This is a genomic window from Mesorhizobium sp. M0633 (assembly GCF_040320645.1).
GTDB lineage: Bacteria > Pseudomonadota > Alphaproteobacteria > Rhizobiales > Rhizobiaceae > Mesorhizobium.
Window position 1 is genome coordinate 230,950 of sequence record NZ_JAMYQC010000002.1, and the last position, 21,877, is coordinate 252,826.

At 61.2% G+C, this 21,877-nt stretch carries 17 protein-coding genes; 9 read left to right on the top strand and 8 right to left on the bottom strand.

The genetic code is table 11. From position 1 onward, the window contains the following. Nucleotides 1-90: 90 nt before the first annotated feature. Nucleotides 91-2,019, bottom strand: coding sequence for a heparinase II/III family protein (locus NKI47_RS03035; RefSeq protein WP_031211889.1), 1,929 nt, complete (start codon nucleotides 2,017-2,019; stop codon nucleotides 91-93). A gap of 116 nt (nucleotides 2,020-2,135) precedes the next feature. Here NKI47_RS03035 and NKI47_RS03040 point away from each other — a divergent pair, with 116 nt between their 5' ends. Beyond that, nucleotides 2,136-3,380, top strand: coding sequence for a glycoside hydrolase family 5 protein (locus NKI47_RS03040; protein WP_352587348.1), 1,245 nt, complete (start codon nucleotides 2,136-2,138; stop codon nucleotides 3,378-3,380). Nucleotides 3,381-3,546: 166 nt separating this feature from the next. Further along, nucleotides 3,547-5,472, top strand: a complete 1,926-nt coding sequence (asnB, locus tag NKI47_RS03045) for an asparagine synthase (glutamine-hydrolyzing) (protein ID WP_051406144.1) — start codon at nucleotides 3,547-3,549, stop codon at nucleotides 5,470-5,472. On the opposite strand, the gene NKI47_RS03050 is transcribed toward asnB, so the two are convergent. Further along, on the bottom strand, nucleotides 5,446-6,564 hold the full coding sequence (locus NKI47_RS03050) for a glycosyltransferase family 4 protein (protein WP_023677163.1): 1,119 nt from the start codon (nucleotides 6,562-6,564) through the stop codon (nucleotides 5,446-5,448). The genes asnB and NKI47_RS03050 overlap by 27 nt on opposite strands. A 169-nt stretch (nucleotides 6,565-6,733) precedes the next feature. Here NKI47_RS03050 and NKI47_RS03055 point away from each other — a divergent pair, with 169 nt between their 5' ends. Continuing rightward, nucleotides 6,734-8,173, top strand: coding sequence for a lipopolysaccharide biosynthesis protein (locus NKI47_RS03055; RefSeq protein WP_352576415.1), 1,440 nt, complete (start codon nucleotides 6,734-6,736; stop codon nucleotides 8,171-8,173). Between the two features lie 44 nt (nucleotides 8,174-8,217). On the opposite strand, the gene NKI47_RS03060 is transcribed toward NKI47_RS03055, so the two are convergent. Genes NKI47_RS03060 through wecB form a run of 3 tightly spaced genes read right to left on the bottom strand, consistent with a single transcriptional unit; the run spans nucleotide 8,218 to nucleotide 11,496 of the window. After that, nucleotides 8,218-9,021, bottom strand: coding sequence for a WecB/TagA/CpsF family glycosyltransferase (locus tag NKI47_RS03060; protein WP_352587351.1), 804 nt, complete (start codon nucleotides 9,019-9,021; stop codon nucleotides 8,218-8,220). Then, nucleotides 9,018-10,349, bottom strand: coding sequence for a UDP-N-acetyl-D-mannosamine dehydrogenase (wecC, locus tag NKI47_RS03065; RefSeq protein WP_023677160.1), 1,332 nt, complete (start codon nucleotides 10,347-10,349; stop codon nucleotides 9,018-9,020). The genes NKI47_RS03060 and wecC overlap by 4 nt, the downstream gene beginning before the upstream one ends. Then, nucleotides 10,342-11,496 carry a non-hydrolyzing UDP-N-acetylglucosamine 2-epimerase gene (wecB, locus tag NKI47_RS03070; protein ID WP_023677159.1) on the bottom strand — a complete coding sequence of 385 codons (1,155 nt, stop codon included), beginning with the start codon at nucleotides 11,494-11,496 and terminating at the stop codon, nucleotides 10,342-10,344. The genes wecC and wecB overlap by 8 nt, the downstream gene beginning before the upstream one ends. A gap of 201 nt (nucleotides 11,497-11,697) precedes the next feature. On the opposite strand from wecB, the gene NKI47_RS03075 reads away from it, so the two are divergent. Further along, a complete protein-coding gene (locus tag NKI47_RS03075) occupies nucleotides 11,698-13,140 on the top strand; it encodes a glucosamine inositolphosphorylceramide transferase family protein (RefSeq protein ID WP_245274719.1) in 1,443 nt (480 codons plus the stop codon). A gap of 19 nt (nucleotides 13,141-13,159) precedes the next feature. Here NKI47_RS03075 and NKI47_RS03080 read toward each other — a convergent pair whose 3' ends face one another. After that, nucleotides 13,160-14,470, bottom strand: coding sequence for a VpsF family polysaccharide biosynthesis protein (locus NKI47_RS03080; protein ID WP_352455347.1), 1,311 nt, complete (start codon nucleotides 14,468-14,470; stop codon nucleotides 13,160-13,162). Nucleotides 14,471-14,637: 167 nt separating this feature from the next. Between NKI47_RS03080 and NKI47_RS03085 the strand changes: the two genes are divergently transcribed. Then, nucleotides 14,638-16,188 carry a GumC family protein gene (locus NKI47_RS03085; RefSeq protein ID WP_031211881.1) on the top strand — a complete coding sequence of 517 codons (1,551 nt, stop codon included), beginning with the start codon at nucleotides 14,638-14,640 and terminating at the stop codon, nucleotides 16,186-16,188. An 8-nt stretch (nucleotides 16,189-16,196) separates the two neighbouring features. Beyond that, nucleotides 16,197-17,303: a glycosyltransferase gene (locus tag NKI47_RS03090; protein ID WP_352587354.1), complete on the top strand. Its 1,107-nt coding sequence runs from the start codon at nucleotides 16,197-16,199 to the stop codon at nucleotides 17,301-17,303. A 94-nt stretch (nucleotides 17,304-17,397) separates the two neighbouring features. Here the strand turns inward: NKI47_RS03090 and NKI47_RS03095 are convergent, their stop codons facing one another. Beyond that, entirely contained in the window at nucleotides 17,398-18,258 is an 861-nt protein-coding gene (locus tag NKI47_RS03095; RefSeq protein ID WP_023677154.1) for a hydrolase, read from the bottom strand. Nucleotides 18,259-18,496: 238 nt separating this feature from the next. Here NKI47_RS03095 and minC point away from each other — a divergent pair, with 238 nt between their 5' ends. Genes minC through minE form a run of 3 tightly spaced genes read left to right on the top strand, consistent with a single transcriptional unit; the run spans nucleotide 18,497 to nucleotide 20,320 of the window. After that, nucleotides 18,497-19,216, top strand: coding sequence for a septum site-determining protein MinC (gene minC / locus NKI47_RS03100; RefSeq protein ID WP_352587357.1), 720 nt, complete (start codon nucleotides 18,497-18,499; stop codon nucleotides 19,214-19,216). A 19-nt stretch (nucleotides 19,217-19,235) separates the two neighbouring features. Beyond that, nucleotides 19,236-20,051 (top strand): septum site-determining protein MinD, encoded by an 816-nt coding sequence (minD, locus tag NKI47_RS03105; RefSeq protein ID WP_023677152.1) that lies wholly within the window; start codon nucleotides 19,236-19,238, stop codon nucleotides 20,049-20,051. After that, the gene (gene minE, locus NKI47_RS03110) at nucleotides 20,048-20,320 is read left to right on the top strand and encodes a cell division topological specificity factor MinE (protein ID WP_023677151.1); all 273 of its coding nucleotides are present in this window, start codon (nucleotides 20,048-20,050) and stop codon (nucleotides 20,318-20,320) included. The genes minD and minE overlap by 4 nt, the downstream gene beginning before the upstream one ends. Before the next feature lie 181 nt (nucleotides 20,321-20,501). Here the strand turns inward: minE and NKI47_RS03115 are convergent, their stop codons facing one another. After that, nucleotides 20,502-21,821 carry an ABC transporter substrate-binding protein gene (locus tag NKI47_RS03115; protein ID WP_352449655.1) on the bottom strand — a complete coding sequence of 440 codons (1,320 nt, stop codon included), beginning with the start codon at nucleotides 21,819-21,821 and terminating at the stop codon, nucleotides 20,502-20,504. Between the last annotated feature and the right edge of the window lie 56 nt (nucleotides 21,822-21,877).

Sequence of the window (21,877 nt, forward strand, 5' to 3'; positions counted from 1 at the left end):
TGGTGCGAGACTAGCAGATCAACGGTAACGAAACCGCTAAATGTCCAAACGTAATTAATGTCGAATACGGCTGGAACTCGCCCGGCAACTCTACGTTGGCACCGGTTTTTGCTGTTGCGGCGGGTGAATTGGGGCAAGATGGATATCGATCCCGGCTTCGCCCACTTCACCGTGCCAGGCGAGGCGTTCGGCTTGCTGCCTAGTGCCAAAACGCAGTGAAACCCAACCGCCTTGGCCCGGCATGTCACCGCCCGCGCCGATATCGAGCGCAGCATCAGGAAAGCGGATGGCCAACAGTACCTCGTCGCCGCGCAATACCGTGACCGTATCTTCGTGCCGGTCGGCATGGAGGCCGGCGGCCAGTTGGAAGACGATCTCGGACTGGCGCCTGCCGCCGAGCAGTTGGTCGGTGATGAGGATGCCATCGGCCTGGCGCGCCAAAGTGCGCTGATGCACGACGCCGAAGCGGCTTCTATAGCCGTCATGCCGGGCGCTCAGCCTCCAGTGCGGTCCCGGCTCGCTCTCCACCAGCGCTGCGACTGCCTTGTGCGACCAGTTGAAATTTCCAGCGATGGTGCTTTGGCTCTCGCCCTCGATGTTGAGCGTGTTGTGCGCCGGTGTGGAGCGGAACCAGTCGCGCCATGCGCCTCCCGAACCGTAGAGCCAGGTGCCGGGATCGACCAGCACCGGCTCATCGTCGATGCACAGGGTGAGCGACAGCGCGTCGGCATGGCCGTGCGCCGCTATCGAGAGATAGCCGAGCGGTCCATGGTCGAACGTCAGTTCGACATTGCGGCCATTCATTGCTCCGCGCCAGACGGAGAGCCCGCCTTGCGTGAATGTCTGCAAGCCATGCACCGCGGGCGCCGGGCCTGACGGCGCACCAAAGAAAAGCGAACGAAAATCGTCAGGCTCCGGCGCGTTGCCCGGCGTCCCCAGTAAGCCGTGGATGGCGGCCGCGACGGATCGGATATAGTTCGGCTCGTCGCCCAGCTTCAGCACATGGCCCTCATCGTCGTCGCCGAAGCGGGCGGCTTTCTGTGGCAGCCAGCCGACGAAATTGGCGAAGGCGCCCAGACGCGCTTCGACGGCCGAGGGAAACGGCGTTCCCGCCTGGCGTGCCGCGGCGGCGCACAGCAAGATGAGTTCGGCGCTGAAGGCTGCATAGGTCGGCGTTTGCTCGGCACCGGCGCCGTCGGCAAGAATCTGCTTGTGCGTCTCATTTAAGAGGGCGCTGCGGGCAATTTCGGATTCGGCCCCGAGCGCCAGGCAAACCAGATATTCGCCAGCCAACTCTGCGACGAGATGGTTGTTGGCGGAGGAATATCGCGACGGAAACCGCGGCAGCCAATAGGCGCTTGCCGCGAGTATCTCACCAGCTTTCCGCAGCGTCGCCGGGTCAAGCCGGTCACCGATAAGGTCCAGGGTGACGATCAGGCTGATGGCTCGCAGCGCTACTTCGATGCCGGAAGCCCAGCCAATGCCTCGGAACGGCGGATTGGCGGAATGCCAACTGCCGATTGCCGCCTCAATGGCACTCCGGGATCGATTGTCCTCGCTGAGGAGCAGGTGTGCAGCCAGTACTGGCAATTGCTGCAGCCGGTTGACCTCCCAGACATATTTTATATCGCCAAGGTCGCCGCCATCGCGAAAATCGATATCGAAAGTATGAGCCTCGGCGCCAGGCCAAAGCCTGCCGGTTACCGGATCAAGACGCCAAAGCTCAGCAGGAAACAAAAGATCGGGCTCACGCTTTGGCCATGTCCGCCCGAGTGCCGAAAACCGGCCATGAAGCATCTCTTGCGCGGCCGCCGCTATGGCCTGCCGTTGAGCGTCGGTCGCTGCCAGCGCAGCATGGCGAAATCCGGGCAGCACTGGGTGCAACTGCGGCGATGGATAGCGCTCCCACCCATCATCGCGGCGGCGCGACACGATCCTTCGACGTTGCTCGCCCAGCCGGTGCAACACCTCGGCCGGTCCCATGCTGCGCAATCGGTTGATGTACCAGCCGATTCTCATGCACGCCCCGTCAACGTTTCGGTCCTTGTATACCATGCCGTCGAAAAGCTGCGGGCCGGCAATCTTCTTTCCCGTTCGTTGCGGTTAATATCTCCCGCGAGCATGCGGAGGGAGCGATGCGAAAAGCGGTGTATGTTGTTGCCTGGGTGCTCGCCTTGCTTGTGGCGGCCGCGGCAGAGCCCATCCCTCTCAAGCGCGGCGTTGGCGTGCATCAGTGGCTCAACTGGTCGCCGGTGGAGAAAGACGGAACCTACGTTTGGCCGCCCTATCGCAGCGAAAAGGAGTGGCTTGCGGAAAGCAGGCCGCTCACCGACTGGCCGGCCGGGGAGGTGTTTGCCCACATCCGATCGATGGGCTTCGACTTCGTCCGGCTGAGCGTCGATCCCGGCCCGCTGCTTGCCAGCGGGGACGCCAAGCGGCAGCAGGCGCTGGACATACTTGCCGCCGCCGTTGAGCGGATCACGTCGACCGGCCTCAAGGTGGTTTTCGACCTGCATGGCGTCACTCAGGTTCCCGACTACAGCATGGAGATGATCTATGGCGGCGCCGACAGCGAGGGCGTTGCCCGCTATCGTCAAATGGTTGTGGCGGTCGCTGCCATGCTGGTCAAGATAGGCACCGACAAAGTCGCCCTCGAACCTTACAACGAGCCCGCATACTACCCTTGCGATGCGAGCGGCAGCGATCACTGGCAGCGGATCATGGCAGGGACCGTCCACGACATTCGAGCGGTCAGCAGCGAACTTACCATCGTTGCAACCGGCGCCTGCGGCGGCAGCATTGCCGGATTGGTTAACCTCAGCCCCGGCTTTGATGACCCAAACCTCTATTACAGCTTCCATATGTATGAGCCGCACAGCTTCACCCACCAGCGGCCCGATGACACGATCAGCTTTGCTTCGGGACTTCCCTGGCCGGCCGACAGTAGTAGTACACCCGAAGTGGTGACCGAAACCCTTAGAGCGCGGATGGAAGCTGCCGGCTTGAGCAGGGTCGAGCAGGTCATGAACATGGCCACCGCGCGCCAAGCAATCGCGAACTATTTCGAGCAGAACTGGGGCCAGAGCCAACTGGAGGCGAGCTTTCGCCAGGCTGTCGACTGGGCTGAAGGCCATGGCATTCCCAGCCGGCGGCTCTTCATGGGCGAATTCGGCGCTATCCTCATGTCCGCGGACGGCCGCATGGGCGCCTTTGAGGCCGACCGTTCGCGCTATCTCAAGGCAGTGCGCCGAGAGGCCGAACGCTTCGCGATCCCATGGTCTGTCTGGGAGTTCTCCAATCCTTATGGGATGAGCCTCATCCCGCCCGATGGTCCCCCGGTTCCCGACCCGGAGATGCTGCAGGCATTGGGCCTGCCATAGGTGCCGTCACTCGCCCTCACCAGCGAACAACCGGTGCAACCCCTGACCGCCAGGCTCGATCGAGGAACGGCCCGTGGCAGCTTTCTCCCGGTTGGGTTGTATTGGCACGAAGTGTTTAACACATTTGTTGTACTGAATTGAGGAATGTGCGCGCCTAGGGGGAACAATGTGTGGAATTGCCGGATGGATCGGTCGAAGGGCTAAAAATCCACAAGAGCGGGCCGCCAGAATGTCAAACGCATTGCGGCATCGCGGTCCCGATGCCGAAGGCGCCGAGATATTGGACCTGAACACCGGCGAGCAACAATTGGCATTGGTCCATCGCCGCCTGGCGATCATTGACTTGGCGCCTGAGTCAAATCAGCCGATGCAGATTGAGGACGGCCGTCTCAAAATAATTTTCAACGGAGAGATATATAACTACATCGAGTTGCGGCAGGAACTGATCGGCCTTGGCCATCATTTTCGAACGCGCTCCGATACCGAGGTGCTGCTCCGAGCCTACGATCAGTGGCACTTGTCCATGTTCGACCGGCTGAGCGGCATGTTCGCCTTTGCACTCTGGGATGCTCAGAGGCAGGAATTGATCCTCGGCCGGGATCCCTTCGGGGAAAAGCCGCTTTACCTCATGCAAAGCGAAAGCTTGCTGCTGTTTGCCTCGGAGATCAACGCATTGTTGTCGGCGCAGCAAGATGCGCAGCAACTCGATCTGGATGCGGTGGACGAGTATCTGAACTGGCGTTATGTGCCGGGACCACGCACGCTTTTTAAACAGATCCGCAAGCTCAATCCCGGAAGCTATGCTGTCTGGTCGCAAGGGGTGGTCAAGGAAACGCGCTACTATACGCCTCCGGATCAGGCGGCCCTGGCCGAGCGGATCGACGGAAAAACCGCCAAGAAGCGATTTCTGGAACTGCTCGACCATTCCGTCGAGATCAGGATGCGCAGCGATGCACCTTTTGGGGCCTTTCTCTCCGGAGGACTCGACTCCTCGGCTATCGTCGCCCTGATGGCCAGGCATAGCGCCACGCCCATTCGCACGTTTTCCGTCGGGTTCGACGACGCAGCCTATAGCGAACTTGCATTCGCCCGGCGCGTTGCCGATCATTTCAAGACCGATCATTGCGAACTTGTCATCCAGCCAGGCGATCTGATGGATCAGCTGCCCGCGATGGTTCGCCAACGCGGGGGACCTGTTTCGCAAAGCAGCGATATTCCAATTTACCTGATGTCGGAGCGCGCCGCCCAGGACGTCAAGATGGTGCTCACCGGAGAAGGAGCCGACGAGATTCTCGGCGGCTATCCCAAGCATCGCGCGGAATCACTGGCCGGGATCTACCAGTCGCTTGTTCCAGCCTCGCTGCACGATAACGTCCTTTCCCCTTTGGTACGCGCCATGCCGGGCGCGTCGGCCAAGGTCGATACGTTTGCCCGCACCGCGGGCGAAAGGGACTTTGCCGCCCGGATGGTCTCCTGGTTTGGAGCCGTTTCGGCGCAGCAGCGCGCCTGCCTGATCGGCGCGTCCGCAAATCGCCGTTATGAGCGCAACGACTTTCCGTTCTCGTCAAGCGCTGCGGCTTCCCATCTTCGCCGCGTGCTGTTTTTCGATCAGACATCGTGGCTGCCTGACAATCTCCTGGAACGAGGCGACCACATGATGATGGCCGGTTCAATCGAAGGAAGAATGCCGTTCCTCGATCGAGACCTGGTTTCATTCGTCAGCAAATTGCCCGATCGCTACAGGCTGGGTTGGTTGCACAGCAAGCAGATCCTGCGCGACAGCATGGCCAATATCCTCCCGGAGGAAATTCTCAGCCGCCGCAAGGTCGGGTTCAAGGTACCGGTCGCCGAATGGTTTCGCGGATCGATGAGGAACTACGTGCATGACCATCTTTGCTCGCCTCACTCCGTCATTCGCAGCTATCTGAGTCCGAAACAGCTAGATCAAATCGTCTCGGAACACACCACGCGTGCTGCAGACCACGAAAAGCTGATATGGGCGCTGTTGAATTTGGAGATATTCCACCGCGAATTCAGGCTCGACGCGCCGCCGCGATCGTCGGCCTCAGCGCTTGACCGGTTGACGGCTTGACACGGCCGACCGCCAGACATCGCAGATTGCGCCAACAAACGGGGCGAGCTCAAGCCGTTCCCGATGCACGGCCATGGCACCGGCACCAAGCTTTGCCCGCAGTGCCGGGTTCTCCACGAGGCGGCTCAGCGCCTCGGTCAACGCTGTAACATCGCCTGGCGGCACCAGCAGCCCGGATTGCCCGTCGGTGATTATGTCTTCGACGGCGCCAACCGGGGTCGCCACCACCGCCAAACCGGCTGCCATGCCTTCGATCACCGACATCGGCAGATTTTCGGCGAAGGATGGAAGAACCAGAATATCGGCCGAAGAAATCAGCGATGCGACATCGTCCGGTCCCACCCAACCCGGAAAGGCGATCCGGTCTGCAATCCGCAGCGCGGCTGACTTTGCCCGTGCCGCCTCGACTTCGCCATCGCCGGCAATCGTGGCGCGCCAATTCTTGACAGGGCTCATGCGGTGCAGTGCCTCGAGCAATTGCGGTACGCCCTTGCGGTCGCCGATGCGGCCCAGGAACAGGATATGCACATGGTCGCCGCCGCCGACATGCGCCAGCGACGGGACTTCGGTCGCATTGGGCACGATCACGATATTGCCGGCTGCGCCCGGCGCCCGGCTGGCGACGAAATCGCGCCAAAGTCTGCCCAAAACGATCACCCGATCGGCATGCTCGAACAGAGCTTTGATACGGCGGCTTATGAAACCGCGGTCGGCTTTCCAGAATGTCTGATACTGCGCCCCGTGCAAATGCAGGACATAGGGTATCGACAGCAGCCGTGCGCAGGCGGCGATCACCATCTTGCGGTAGGTGCTGCCGGAAACTGAGATGTTGATATGAATGACATCGGCGCGTCCAGCCAGACGCGCTTTAAGCATCCGTAAGCAAAAACCGAGCATATAGAAGATCGAAAGTCCGACATGCCCCGGGCCACGACTGGCAAGAAAGCGCACATCGATGTCGGTGATTTCTTGCCGTTCGAACTCCTGCTTGAGCGCCCCCATGATGCGGTCGATGCCGCCCTGCCCCGAAACGCCCGAGGGCGTCGCGACCAGGACATGTATTTTTCGATCGGATATGAGGCGCTGCAACATGATGGTACTCTAAATAACACAGACCGGGTAACTGCAAAGCAAACATTCCCGATAAGGTTTACGGCAAATCTTTTAGTTCAAACTGAATCTGTTCACCCTTCGGCATCATCGGGCTGGATTTTCCGCCAGTCGGCGGCTAGTCGAAGGTGAGTTTTCCAGGGACACGCCCTTGCTGCTTCGTTCCACGCTCATTTATGCTCCGGCGATCCTGCTGACGCGAATTTCGGCGCTGCTCCTGCTGGTCGTCGTGACGCGTTTGATCGACCAGACCGAGTATGGCCTGCTCACCCTGGTGGTGACCGTCGGGGAAATGACCGACATTGCCGTCACCAACTGGCTGCGCATCGCCTTGCTCAGGCTTGGCGGCAAGGGCGAAGTCAGCCGCGGCAGCCTGATGCTGGCCGGGCAGGTGTTGCTTGCCACCACGGCACTGGCGCTGGTCATATCGGTAGGCGCGTCGGCGGTGATCGTGCCTGAACGCTGGGTCGAGTTCGCGATCGCAGTCTGCGGCTATCTGGTCGCCGGGTCCATCAGCCGCTTCGCGTTGACGGTGCTGCAGATGCAGCAGCGCCATTCGGTCTATTCGATGCTAGAAGCCCTGCGTGCCCTGCTGCAACTCGCGTTACCGATCGGCGCTATCCTCGTCTTTCAGGATAGCTTTCTGACGGTGTCGCTCGGCTCGAGCCTCGGCGCCTTGATTGCCGGCATCGTGGCGGGCATCATGGCATCGCGACGGCTCGTTGCCGGTCCGCCGCGCTTCACCCACAGGGACTTCTTTGCGCTCGGTGTGCCGCTGATCATCATGGCGCTGGTAGGCTTCGGGCTCAACAGCGCGGAGCGTCTGTTCCTCAAGATCTATTACGATGCCAGCGCTGTGGCGATCTTCGCCGCAGCCTATGCGCTGGCCCGCCAGCCGATCGACATGGTCGCCAACGCCATCAACATGGGCGCCTTTCCCGAGGTGGTCAGCCGGTTCGACGAGGATGGGCCCGCGGCGTCGGGCCGGCTGCTGTCGCAACTGATGGCGCTGATGATGCGGCTTTGCCTGCCTATTGCAGCGATGCTGGTCGCGCTCAGCAGCGATATCACCGAGCTCATGCTGCCCTCGCAATATCACGGCCGCTTCGGCCTGCTGTTTCCGATCATTGCCTTCAGCGTGCTGTGCGCCAACCTCACCAGCTTCGTCTATGGCGTCGTAGTGCACGCGCACAAGCGGCCGTGGCTGCTGATCATCGCCAATCTCTTCGGCTCGGTGGCAACAATCGCATTGTCCCTGCTGTTGATCCCCCCGATGGCGGAGATCGGCGCCGCTTTGGCGCTGGCGGGCGGCTCGGTGGTGGGCTCCATAACCTGCATCATCATCAGCGAGCGGCTCACACCGGTGCCGGTGCCATGGCGCGACATCGGTGTCTCGGTGGTCATCTCGCTCAGCACGGGGGTGGCCGCCAAGCTTGCCAGCATGGTGCCCGGCGACGTGCCGGCAATCTTCTCGCTTGTCGCCGGCGGCACTGCCGGTGCTGCGGTTTTCTTCGGGCTGACCTCGTTGTTCCACCCTGTGGCAGCGACGCAATTCGTCGCCCAGCTGCGAGCGCGGCTACGGATCGCGTAAAGCGAAGTCCAGGGTCAACGCCTGTTTTGTGGGGGAACGCGAAACTATAAACCGGCGTTTCGGCGCCAGCGACGCTCCCAGAACTCTCGGCACAGCAGCCCTGCATAGGCAGTGTTGGTATCGTAGTAGCGGCGCCACAAGCGTCGCGGCTCCTGGACGACGCGGAACAGCCACTCCAGGCCGGCCGCTTGTATCAGCTTCGGCGCACGGGCAACCTTGCCCCCATAGACGTCGAAACTGCCGCCCACGCCCATCACGAAGCTTGAGGCGAGTTCATCGCGGTAGCGTTTGAGAAAGCGTTCCTTGCGCGGTGTCGGCATGGCCACCAGCAGGCAGTCGGCGCCCGAGGCGTTGATCGCCGCGACGATCCCGGCCTCGTCCTCCGGCTTGAAATAGCCGTTGCGCATTCCCGCTATGACGAGGCTCGGATGGTCCTTGGCAAGTCTCACTACAACCGCGTCGAGAACGTCCTGTTCGGCCCCCAGCAGATACGGCCTGAATCCACGCTTCGCGCAGAGGCTCAGCAGATTGATCATGATGTCGACGCCCGCCACCCGCTCGGGCAGCGCGACGCCGCACAGACGTGCACCCCAAAGCACGCCGATCCCGTCGACATTGACCACGTCCGCCCCAGCCACGTCCTCGCGCAGCTCGGCATTCTGGCGCATGGTCACCAGCTTGGCGACGTTCACGACCACATGATGCAGCGGCCGCCCCAGGGTCATCGCCTCGTCGGCGATGGCCAGTGTCTCGGCCATGGTCAGCGCATGGATCGGTGCGCCAAGGAACTCCCGGCGCCGTGATGCCAACAGGGAATGCTGCGCCCATGCCGGGGCGTGCGCGTTCATGCGGCCTGCTCCCTTGCAAGCGTCACTTGTGCGACCTCTGGTTTCTTGCCTTCGATGCGGGCGTCGGGCTTGCGTGCCTTGCGCCACGTCCACAGACCCCTCGTATCGACGAGCTTCTTGTCCTTGAGCGCTTCGGGGTCGACCAGATTGAACTGCCGATGGTCGACCAGGAGGACGACGATATCGGACTTGTCGATGGCCGAAAGTGCGTCGGTGAACACGATGCCCCTGCCCTCGAGCTCATGCGGCAGCGCATTTGTGTTGGGTTCAGCCGCAATGATCTTCACATTGGGGATATCGGACAGAAGTTTCACCACCTCGACGGCCGGGCTCTCGCGCAAATCGTCGATGTTGGCTTTGAAGCTGAGGCCAAGACAGGCGATCGTCTGTTTGCGGGAGGGGTCGAGCAAGGCCTCAATATCCCTGACCACCGACATGGGCCGTTCGGAATTGATCCGGCGTGCCGAAGCCATAAGCCGCGTGCTGTTGGGTGCGGCGTCGATGATAAAATATGGATCGACCGCAATGCAGTGACCGCCAACGCCCGGGCTCGGCTGGAGGATGTTCACGCGAGGGTGTCGATTGGCGAGATCGATCACTTCCCATACATTGAGCGACAGATCCTGACACACGGCGGCAAGCTCGTTGGCAAAGGCGATGTTGACGTCGCGGAACGCGTTCTCCGTCAGTTTCACCAGCTCAGCACTTTCGGCCGTTGTCATGAACAGGTCGCCGGTGACGAAGGTCGAATAGAGTGCCGCGGTCCGCTCCGACGATTTGCGGGACAATCCGCCGATCGAGCGATCGTTGTTGATCAGCTCGGTCAGCACCTTTCCCGGCAGCACACGCTCGGGCGAATAGGCGACCAGCACATCGGCGTCTTCGCCATGCTGGACAGGAAATTTGAGATCAGGCCGCAACTCGGCAAGCAGCCCGGTCATGATACGCGTGGTTCCAACCGGCGATGTCGATTCCAATACCACAAGGTCTCCCCGCTTCAGCACGGGGGCGATGCTTCGTGCCGCCGCGAGCACGTAGGTCACGTCCGGCTTATGATCGTGGGTCATCGGGGTCGGCACGGCGATGATATAGGCGTCCGCCGGCTGCGGCGTGCTGTAGGCCATGAGCTTGCCGTTCGCCACGACCTTCTGGATCAGACCGTCAAGGTCCGGCTCGACGATGTGGATTTCGCCGCGGTTGACCTTCTCGACCACCGCTCGGTTGACATCGACGCCAATGACGTTGAGCCCGCGGCTGGCGAAAATGGCGCAGGTCGGCAGGCCGATATAGCCCATGCCGATTACGGAAACGGTTTTGATTTCAGCCATGATGCAGCAGTTCCTCAACAATCCGGTTACTGGCCCGGCCATCGCCATATGGGTTGTGTCGTTCCGCCATGCCGCAATAGGCAGCCTGATCGTCGAGCAGGCGATTGGCGTTGAACAGGATTTTCTCGACGTCGGTGCCGACAAGACGGGCGGTGCCGGCCACGATCCCCTCGGGTCGCTCGGTATTTTCGCGCATTACCAGCACCGGCTTGCCGAGTGAAGGCGCTTCTTCCTGCACGCCACCGCTATCGGTAAGCACCAGATAGCTCTGCTTCTGCAGGTACAGGAACGGCAGATAGTCCTGCGGCTCGACCAGGTGGATGTTCGGCACGCCTTCCAGCTCTGCGTTGACCACTGAGCGCACATTGGGGTTTGGATGGACAGGGTAGACGATCTGCACATCTCCGCGCGCCGCCAATCCCTTCAATGCCGTACAGATGCGCTGGATGCCGCCGTCGAAATTCTCGCGGCGATGACCGGTGACGAGGATCATCTTCTTGGAAGGGTCGAGGAAAGGGAAGCGGGCAGCGAGCTTCGCGTTCATCAGCCTGTCAGCATCGATCGCGCTTGAAAAATGCAACAGCGTGTCGATCACCGTGTTGCCGGTCACGAAGATGGTGCTTTCGGCCTTTCCTTCGGCGATGAGATTGTCGCGCGCTTGAACGGTCGGCGCAAAATGCCAGGTAGCGATGTCGCCGGCAATCTTGCGGTTCAGTTCTTCAGGAAACGGCGAGTTGATGTTGTGGCTGCGCAATCCTGCTTCGACATGAGCGACGGGGACACGCTTGTAGAAGGCAGCCAGCGCCGCGGCCATTGCCGTGGTGGTGTCGCCCTGTACCATGACGATATCGGGCTGCGACTTTTCCAGCACCTCGGCCATGCCCAGGAGCACGCGCGAGGTCACGTCGAACAGCGACTGGCCGGGTTGCATGATGTTGAGATCGTGATGCACCGGCAGGCCGGTCAGCTCGACAACCTGGTCGACCATTTCACGATGCTGGGCGGTGATGCATATTTCGGTGATGAAGCCTGGATGAGCAAGGGCGGCACGCGCCACTGGAAAGCATTTGAGTGCCTCCGGCCTAGTGCCGAACACGATCAGCAGTTTCTGCCTGGATGGCAGTTTTGGACGTGAAAGGACGTTCATCGCTGATCCTGGTCGCCTGCAGCCTTCGGGACATGCCGACTATTGCCCGCAAGAGCCATAATAGCGCCGGAAAGCGCCTTCGTGATCTCAATTCTTAATATATGATTAACAACCAAGGCCGCGTTCTCCCGGTTTAACTCTTGTGAAAGGTTGGGCTGACAAGTAGTCTATGACAGTAGTCTTGAAAAAGAATATATTGGATTGACTAATATTTTAATCATCGGCCACGCCGACACATCCCGGCGCTGGGAAAATGAGCTTCTGGCGCGGTTGAGTGCAGCTGGACATGCGGTTTCGAGTTGCCGCGCGCCGACGCCTGAACCCAATGCGCGCACGATGGATAACGTGCTGGCGCTCGAGGGCCGGCGCTTCGGCCCCTCACTGGCAAGCCGTTCCCGGCCGTTGCCGTCCGGCGACACCGGCCCAGTCGATCTTATGGTCGATCTCACCGCTACCGCCGCACGACGGGGCACGCCTGTCCTGACGCTCGAATTTTGCGGCCAAAGCAGCTTTGCCGCGGGCATGACCGAGATGCTGGCGAGCGGGCGGCTGCCCGAACTCACCGCTCGGCTCGACGGCGTTGCCGTCGCCAGAGCGCGGCCGATGATCAGCGACCGGTTGTGGCTGTCTCGAACCAGCAACGACCTGCTCGCCGGCGCCATCTCCCTGATTGCCCAATGTGTCGCCCGCTTTTCCGCGGGCAAACTTGCGCCGATTGCCGAGAGCCCGGCGCCGCCCCTGCAGAAAGGCGGATTTATCGGGCACTATCTGCCCTTTTTCGGCAGGGGGTTGGTCGACCGCGCCGTGCAAAAACTGCGACGTGGTCGGCGCCCCTTCTATTGGCAGGTTGCTTATCGGCTGATCGACGGTCCAGGCGTCGCCGAAACCGGACAGCTGGATGGTAAGCCGTTCACTGTGCTTGCCGATGACGGGCAGCGCTTCTACGCCGATCCGTTCGTTCTCGAGCGCGACGGCCGTCATTTTCTGTTTGTCGAGGAGTTTCCCTACTCCACCGGCCGCGGGGTGATTTCTGTCGCTGAACTTGGCACCGACGGCACTTTCGGCGTGCCGAAAGTGGTGCTGGAGGAAGCGCATCACCTGTCATATCCGCAGGTGTTTGCTCACTCCGGCGAGATTTTCATGATCCCTGAAAGCGCTACGGCGCGAGAACTGGTGCTCTACCGTGCCGAGCAGTTTCCGGATCGCTGGGTACGCGATACGGTGCTGATGACGGACAGGGATTTCAACGACGCCACGCTGCTCGAATCCGACGGTCGCTTCTGGCTGTTGGGGACTGAGCGGTTCGGTCACGGCAGCGCGTCCGACACGATGGCCGTCTATTCCGCCCCGGCGCTGCGTGGGCCGTGGGCTGCGCACGCGCTCAATCCCGTCGCAGTCGACCACTCCGCCACTCGGCCGGGCGGCGCCTTTATCCGCCAGGGCGACGCTTTGCTGCTGCCGGTGCAAAACGGGTCTAGAGCCTATGGCGGCGGCCTGGGATTGATGCGGCTGGATCGGCTTGATGATTTCGACGTCCGTTTTGAACTGCCCCGCTCAATCGATCCCGGGCCGGCATGGGCTCGGTCCGGCATTCACACGCTCAATCGCGCGGGCGGTGTCGAGGTCGTGGACAGCGCCGGCTGACCGGATCCGAGGTCCGTGCTTAACGAGATCCAGCCGGGTTTGGGCTGGATGCAGCAGCCGAAGGCATGCTCTCGAGCGAGCCTCCATGGGGCTGCTTCCTGTAGGCAAGCAGCAACACCACGATGATCGTCATGTCCGGCGTTTTTGACGAAAGCGCGTTATTTGACAGCGCGGCAAGCAAGAACGTTATGGTGCCGATCCATGCCGGCAGCGGCGCCCCGCGCAGCAGCCGGAAGACGAACCAGAATATCAGCGCTGTAAACAGCAGGGCTATGGGCAGGCCGAAGAGCAAGATAATTACCACCGGCGCGCTTTCGATGTAGGGCAGATGCAGCTTCTGCCGGACGATCGCCAGCAGGTCGTCAACGTTCATGCCGAACAGGATGTCGTTCCAGCTGACCAGTCCGAACACCTGATAAATGGTCACCCGGGCCATGAAGTTTTCGTCGAAGATGGTGTTGCTGAACCGATTCAGCAGACCGCCCGCAAACAGTACCGCTACGAGCACCGCGCCACCCGTCACGGTGAACATCAGCACGACAAATTTGGCCTGCCGCTCATATTTGAGCGACAGGCCCGGCCAAGGCACGAACAGCAGCAGAATGAGGATTTCGCCGGTGGCGAGCATCAGCGCGGCGCGAGCGCCCGATGCAGCGCAACCGATGAACAACAGGAAGATCGCCATCACCCGCGCCCATATGCGCCAGTGCGTCAGCGGCACGAATCCGATGGTTGTGGCGCAGAGCGCGCCCAGTGCCAGCGGATGGGCCGACAGGCCAGTTGGCCTGAATTGCAGTTCGTTCAACCCATAGGGCAACAGCCGATGTTGAGTCACCGCCTCGATGGTGCCGATGACAGCGCTCAGGATCGCCATTCCAAGCACGACGTCCCCCAGCGCCCGCCGCACCTCTGCATTCAATGCCAGCATCAACAGGCCTGTGGCGCCGGCCACCAGATAGGTATCGATGATGAACCCGGAGGAGCCCGCACGGCCGGTAACGAACAGATAGGGCACCAGCGCGAACATCAGCACCGAATAGCGGATCAACGCCTTGAATATTCCAATTTCGTCGCCGTGCAGCAGAAACGGCCGGCTGAAAAGAACGATAGGAAGCAGCAGGATGATCGCATAGGTGCCGAAATGCAGCTTCTCGTAGAACGAGCCTCCCTGGGCCGTATAGTCGACGACCATGTTCATCACCTGCGGTGATACCGTAAAGCGAAGCAGGAGCGCGAACGCTGCGCATAGGAAAAACAGCAGCGACAGCGCGTTCTGACGGCGCGCTCGGCTGGACGATAATCGTTCCGAAGCGGCAGCGGGATAGCTCATGGCCCATCCAAATGGCGATATTCGAACGGCATTCTGGGCAACGAAATCCCTTCAACGTCCGCCGGACGGACAGCGTGAGCGGTAAAATGGGCCAACTTGGAAAATAAGATGTTAACGATGTTTCTGTAGAGCAGGCCAAGCGTAATGATTTAACAAGGGTTGTCACCATGTCTGCCGGTTCCGGCACACCCCCCATCTCCGCGACGGCTTCCAATAACAGTGCATTCGAGCGTATCGCCAATGCACGGCGCAGGGCATTGCTGCAACAGCATGGCCCAGTCGCGGCGCTAAGCTCCGCGCCGGTGACGCCGCAACCTCCAGAGCCTGTCGCAACGGTGACCCTGGACAAGATCGGCGATTTCCTCGAGCTCGATTTTCGACGCCTGTTCGTCTGGCTGCGGGCCGGCCTCGCCCTGGCCTTCATGCTGGCGGTAATCGGCGGCATTGTCGGCGGCGCCTATGCATTGCTGAGCAAGCAGCGTTACACCGTCACGACCGAGGTCCTCATCAACCCATCCAATTTGCAGGTTGTGGAAAACGACCTCTACTCGCAACCGGGCCAGATCGATAGCCAACTGCTCAGCACGCGCAGCAAGCAGCGCATCCTGACCTCGGGCAACGTGCTTTCCCGTGTGGTGGACGAACTGAATCTGACTCACGATCCGGAGTTTTTCGATCCGGACCGGAGCACATCCTCGTCCGGCGCTGTGGCGAAGCCCGACCCGAGGCTCATCGCCTTGAAGAACCTGGCGGACCGGGTAGACGCCATCGCGGATCCGACCTCGTTTGTCACAACCCTCTCGGTATCTGCGGAAACCACCGCCAAGGCGATCCTGATCTCGCAGGCCATAGTCAAAAACTTCCAGGAAGAACTGGCTAAGGCGGAAGCTGCCGGCGCCAGCCGTGCCGCGGCTGCCCTTGACAGCCGGCTTGGCCAACTCAAGAGCGACGTGCAGGCAGCCGAAGAGAAGGTCGAGAGCTACAGGCGCAGCCACAACCTGTCGTCCAGCAATGGCCAGCTCGTCAGTTCGCAGACGCTGACGCAGCTCAATGGCGAAATCGTCGATGCGCAATCGCGTGTCATCGCCGCGCAGGCAAGCTACGACGCCCTGGTTGCCTCCGGTATCAACGGGGCCAATCCCGACCCCACGGTTTCGGAAGCGCTCGCGGCGCTGCGCGACAGGTCAAACAGCCTGCGGCAGCAGATCGATTCACAGTCGATGACCTTCGGTCCGCGCCACCCGACGATTGTCAGGCTCAGGACGGAACTCGAGACCGTCAACTCGCAACTCCGGGCCGAGTTCTCCCGCACCATCGGCACGGCAAAGGCCAGCCTGGACAAGGCCGGGGCCTCGTTGGCTTCTCTCAACGCCAGGATGAACGATCTGAAGAGCAATGTATTCACCGACAGCGAATCCGAAGTCGCCCTGCGTGAACTTGAACGCGATGCCGCCTCGAAGAGAGCGGTCTATGAGAGCTTCCTGTCACGTGCGCGCCAAATCAGCGAGCGCGAGCAGATCGACACCACAAACGTACAGGTGATTTCGACCGCGGTGCCCCCGCCAGCGCGCTCATGGCCCCCGCGCACTGCCCTGGTGGCAGGCGCAGGAGCGTTCGCAGGCTTTGCCCTGGGCATGCTGCTGGCCATCGGCATGGGCATCATCCGCGACATGCGCCGGCCGCCGAACCGATCAGGCCTTGCCGCCAGCCGAGCCTGAAGCAAGGCATGGTGAAGCGCATCGTTTTCCACATCGCCAGCCTGAGGGGCGGCGGCGCCGAACGTGTTTTCGTCCTGATGGCAAATGAACTGGCGTCGCGTGGCCACGAGGTCATGCTTTTTACCTGGAACGCGGAAGGCCCTAACGCCGCGCTGCGTTCAGCTGCCGTGCATCTGGTCGACTTCGGCCTTCTCTTGCGCGGCGAGGGTTACGCCAAGTCGGCGACGCTGAAAGGCATCGTGCGAAGCGCAAATTTGTTCCGCCGCCTTGATCCTGATGCGGTCTATAGCGCCCCGGAATTCGCCAATCTGGTGATGGCGCTGTCACTCATGTTGGCCAGAAGCCGGGCAAAATTCTTTCCAAGCTTCCATGCCGCCGCCTCGCTGCCTGCCAGCGGCCTCGGCGCGAGGCTGGCGATCTGGCTTTCCGCGCTGGTTGCAGCGCGCGCAACCAAAGCCATCGCCGTTTCAGCGGGTGTCGGCCGTGACATCATCGCCCGCGGCTTCCCCGAATCCAAGGTCGTCGTCATCAATAACCCGCTGCCGCCGGCTGAAGCACCGCCGGGGACTTCCTATGCCTGGCAGGCAGCGTTGGCGGCGATGGGCGATGCGCCGGTCATTGCCACCGCCGGGCGCCTGGTGCCGGTCAAGGACCACCGGACTTTGCTGCGGGCCTTCGCTGCCCTGCGCGCCGGCCGCCCCGCCCGGCTTGTTATCTTCGGCGAAGGTCCGCTGGCTGCCGAATTGCACGCCTATGCCGAAGAGACAGGCATAGGCGGGGACGTGCTCTTTGCCGGCTATGTCAACGATCCCGCGGCTTGCTATGCCGCGGCCGATCTGTTCGTTCTGTCATCGACCAGCGAAGGCTTTGGCAACGTCTTGGTCGAGGCCATGGCCGCCGGTGTCCCCGTAATCTCCACCGATGCTCCGCATGGCCCGCGCGAAATACTCGCTGACGGCCGTTTCGGCACCTTGGTGCCGGTCGGTGACGCCGCGGCCCTGGCGAAGGCGATGGCCGAGATGCTGGACCACCCCACCCCTGCTGCCGTGCTGAAAAACAGGGCGGCGGATTTCACAGTCGACAAGATTGGCGATCAATACGAAGCGTTGCTCTAGTCGTTACGCACTGCCAGCAGATCGCGGTTGGATGCGGTCGACGTGGTCGGGCTTTGATTGCGATAATCTCTTCACGGGCTGGGGCGCAACGAATTTATCGTGAGGCATTCCCTCGTTCCTTGAGTTGTTGGGCGAGGAAATCCTTGACCGAATCGAGAACCGCATCCCGTTCATGAGATACGCCTGGCAGCAAATCGAAGCGCACGCGCGCCCCCGCCTCCTCGAACGATCGACACAATGCCATGAGGCGTTCCGGCCGTGTTCGCCCCGCATCGTTGGCGCCCGGCATCCAATGGGTGCTGCCTTGGACATGAGTGATCTCCCAAGTCTCCAGGTCAGCGTCGCCGACGATCATCTGGAAAGGCACTTTTGCCAGCGCTGCGGCATCGAAGGTGATGCCGAACTTCTCCGGCAGATCGCGAATGCCCACCCACCAGTCACGCGTCGGATCGAGCAAGGTCACCGAGCCTGGCGCGCCGATTGAGGCCGCCCAGAGCCTGTCGGGATGCAGGATAGCAAAACGATGCGTGAAATGCCCGCCGCCGGAAAATCCGAACATGGCAAAGCGGCTCCAATCCTGACTGTATTTGGCGCTGACCTCCTCAACCATGGCGAGCAGCACCTGATCGTAGCGTATGTTGCCCTCGAGCAAATATTTGTATCCGCTGCGGGCATCATCCCCGAGAACGCCGATTGGAAACAGCGGACACAAAACGGCGCAGCCGTTCCAGCGTCCGAACTCGGAAAATGCATCGCGGAATCCAAGAAAAGAGGTGCGGCCGGTGCCATGGACAGCGACCATCAGATCGACTTTGGCCCCTTCCCCAACCGCGGGAGGCACATACAGGCAATAGTGAAAGCGCGGGTCTGATTTGGAAGCAAAGATGGCGGTCGCGCCAAGGTCATAGGTAGCGCGACCGCGATCCGCGACAGGCCCCTTGGCAACGCTTGTCAAATCGATAACTCCTTAATAGGCCCGGCATTCCGGCAACAATATACCGGTCGGCCGACCTCGTGAACTGGAGGCGCCTCCAGGCAGCCGCGAGGAGGACCTCGTCGTGCATCGGAAGCAGGGCGCCGGCGGGGCGATCAGGGGCAAAAAGAATGCCTCCGCCAACGCCTCGGGAAGCCGCCATTAACTTTTCGTTAACCATGCCGGGCTAGCCTTAACCAATCAGTAAGGACTCGCCTCTGTGACCTGCGTCTCTCCCATCCAAAACAAGTCCATACGCTTTCGAGCGCGCTCGTTTGTAGCCTTCACCCTCACCCCTGAGGCCCCGCTAGGGGAATGGCTGCAAAGCCTCGATCACTGGACCGAAAACTCTCCCGGCTTCTTTGCCGGCCGCCCGGTCGTGCTCGATCTGAATATACTCAAGCCCGAGGTGGGCGAGATGCGGGATCTGGTCTTACAACTCGCGGAGCGCGGGATTCGCATCTACGCGATCGAGGCCGATGGCAATGTAGCTCTCGATGCCGATCTGCCGCCGCTCCTCGTTGGCGCCAAGGAGGCCACCGCCGACGCGCTTTACGTGCAGCCGCACCCGAAGGCCGCAGCTGAGGCCAAGACGGAAGAGCCGCAGGCGCCGAACTCATTGATGATCAAGGCACCGATCCGCTCCGGCCAGTCGATCTTTCATCCCGATGGCGATGTGGTCATTGTCGGCTCCGTCAGTTCCGGTTCCGAGATCATCGCCGGAGGATCGATCCACGTCTACGGCACGCTGCGTGGACGTGCGTTCGCCGGCGCCACGGGAAATTCCGCGGCTCGCATCTTTTGCCGGAAAAACGAAGCCGAACTTCTGGCGGTGGACGGCTGGTACCGCACTGCCGAGGAGATGGACGCCTCCTCGCGAGGAAGGCCGGTACAGGCCTTTCTCGAGGACGGCGCACTTTGCGTCGCACCGCTCAACTAACAACATTGGAGGCACAAATATGGGCAAGGTAGTGGTTGTCACATCCGGCAAAGGGGGTGTCGGCAAGACGACCTCGACGGCCGCTCTCGGCGCCGCGGTCGCGAAAACCGGCAAGCGGGTGGCTCTCGTCGATTTCGACGTCGGCCTGCGCAACCTCGATCTGATCATGGGTGCCGAGCGGCGCGTTGTTTTCGATATCGTCAACGTCATTCAGGGAACCGCCAAGCTTTCGCAGGCGCTGATCCGTGACAAGCGACTCGAAACGCTGTTCCTGCTGCCGGCCTCGCAAACGCGCGACAAGGATGCTCTCACCGAGGAAGGCGTCGCCGATGTCATCGACAAGCTGCGATCGGTTTTCGACTACGTCTTCTGCGACAGCCCAGCCGGCATAGAGCGGGGCGCGCAACTTGCCATGCGCTTTGCCGACGAGGCGGTAATCGTCACCAACCCGGAAGTGAGCTCGGTCCGCGATTCCGATCGCATCATCGGCCTGCTCGACTCCAGAACGATGAAAGCCGAGCAAGGTGAATCGATTGTCAAACACGTCCTCGTCACGCGCTACGATGCTGCGCGCGCTGCCCGCGGCGAGATGCTGAGCATCGATGACGTGCTCGAGATCCTGTCGACGCCCTTGCTGGGAATAATTCCCGAGAGCCAGGACGTGCTGCGCGCATCCAATGTGGGCGCGCCGGTTACGCTCAGCGAAAACACCAACCCCGCCGCACGCGCCTATATCGACGCGGCAAGAAGACTCGAGGGCGAGGACCTGCCGGTCATTCTGCCTTTCGAGCGGAGGGGCCTCCTCGACCGGCTGTTGGGAAGGAGGGCAGCATGAACCTGCTCGATATCTTCAAGCGCCGCGGCAGCGCGCCGGTGGCGCGCGAACGCTTGCAACTGCTGTTGGCTTACGAGCGTCGAAGCCGCAACCAGCCCGATCTCGTCTCGGTGTTGCGCGAGGAGATCATGGCGGTGATCGCCCGGCATGTTCAGGTCGACCAGGATTTCCTGCAGGTGAGCATGGATCACGGCGAAACGACGTCGAGATTGGAGATCGACATCCAGATCCCCAACAAGGTCGCAATGCCCATGGCCGCGGCGTTCTAACGGAATCCTCCGGCCAGGGCTTGCGTCGGCTGCTGCCGAGGTTGCGGCGCCGTGGTTGGCGTGTTTGACCCGGTCGCCACCGGCAAGTTCTCGCAATTCGAGGACAATAACCACTCCCTCACCAAAACCCCGCGGCCGTTTCCAGCCGCGGGGGCCTTGGGAGGGCCTTTCGAAACCGTGGTCAGATGTTGGCGAGCAATTCGTTGACGCGGCTTTCCATGTCGGCAAGGGCGGTGTCGACGTCCTTCTGGCCACTGATTGCTGCACTCATCTCTTCGCCGATAATGTCCTGGATCGCAAACTGACGCTGTACGGCGGACGGCAGCGGCTTGCCGAGATCAGCGACCGCAGAGATCGTGTTGCGATGCGGCAGGGCCTTGAACGCGTCCGAGGTGATGACGGCCTTATAGGCCGGCAGGTGACCGGTGCGTGACCATTCGAAGTCGTTGTCGGCGAAGAACTTCAGGAATTTACCGATGGCCGCGATCTGTTCAGGCGTGCGGTCTTTCTGCGAAACGGCCCAGGTGTGGCCGTCGGCATATTGCGCGTGGGCGCCGCCAAACAGCTGCGGATACGGATAGACCGCATAGCCGCCCTTGTTGAGCGCCGTACCCTTGGTCTCGGACTGGGCGTTGTAATCGCCGACCACCCAGGTGCCGTTAAGGTGGACGCCACCCTCGCCGGCAAGGAAGGCGTTGATCGAGCCGCCATAATCGAGATCCTTGGTGGTGTAGCCCTTCTCGAAGATCGCCTTGTACATCTCGACGACCTTCTTGGCTTCCGGCGTATTCAACTTCACATGCTTCGGATCGGCGAAGAAATCGGAATCCTGCTGGAAAAGATAGGTGTAGAGGTTGCGTGTGTAGAGTGCAGTCTCATTGGTCAGGTTCTGGACGAAATAAGGCTTGCCCGTCTTCTGCTTGAACTGTTCGGCCTGGGCGAGCAGTTCCTCGGGCGACTTTGGAAAAATCGGCGTGCCGTCGGCATTGACCAGGCCGGCTTGTTTGAAAAGATCCATGTTGACGTGATAGAGCATCGTCCAGCTGTCGATCGGCAGGCCATAGACCTTGCCGTCTTTGGTGGCGCCATTGCGTGCCGCGTCGGTGAAGGCGTCGGGTGTCACGCCGACCGACTTCAAGAGATCGTCGAGCGGCATCAACAGGCCCTTCGACTGATAATCCGACAGTACGGATTCATGGATCGTGACGATGTCCGGAGCGTCGCCTGAAGCGAACTGCGCGGTCAGCTGATCATAGCCGGGCCATTCCACGGTGGTGACGTTGACATGGACATCGGGATTGTCGGCGTTGAACTTGTTGATTAGCGAGGTGATGATGCCGCATTCGCCAACGGCCTTGGTGGCATCGGTGTTGGTGCCGAAATCGGCATCGCAGGCGCCGAAAAAGCGCTGCACGCTCAGCTCCGTGGCCGCGAAGCTTGGACTTGCGAGCATCATTGCGCCCGCAGAGACTGCTGCAAACAGTATTTTCTTCAGTTTCATATCAGTTCCTCCTACTGAGTTTCCGCCGCTCCACCCTGGATTGGCTTTCGTGCTTC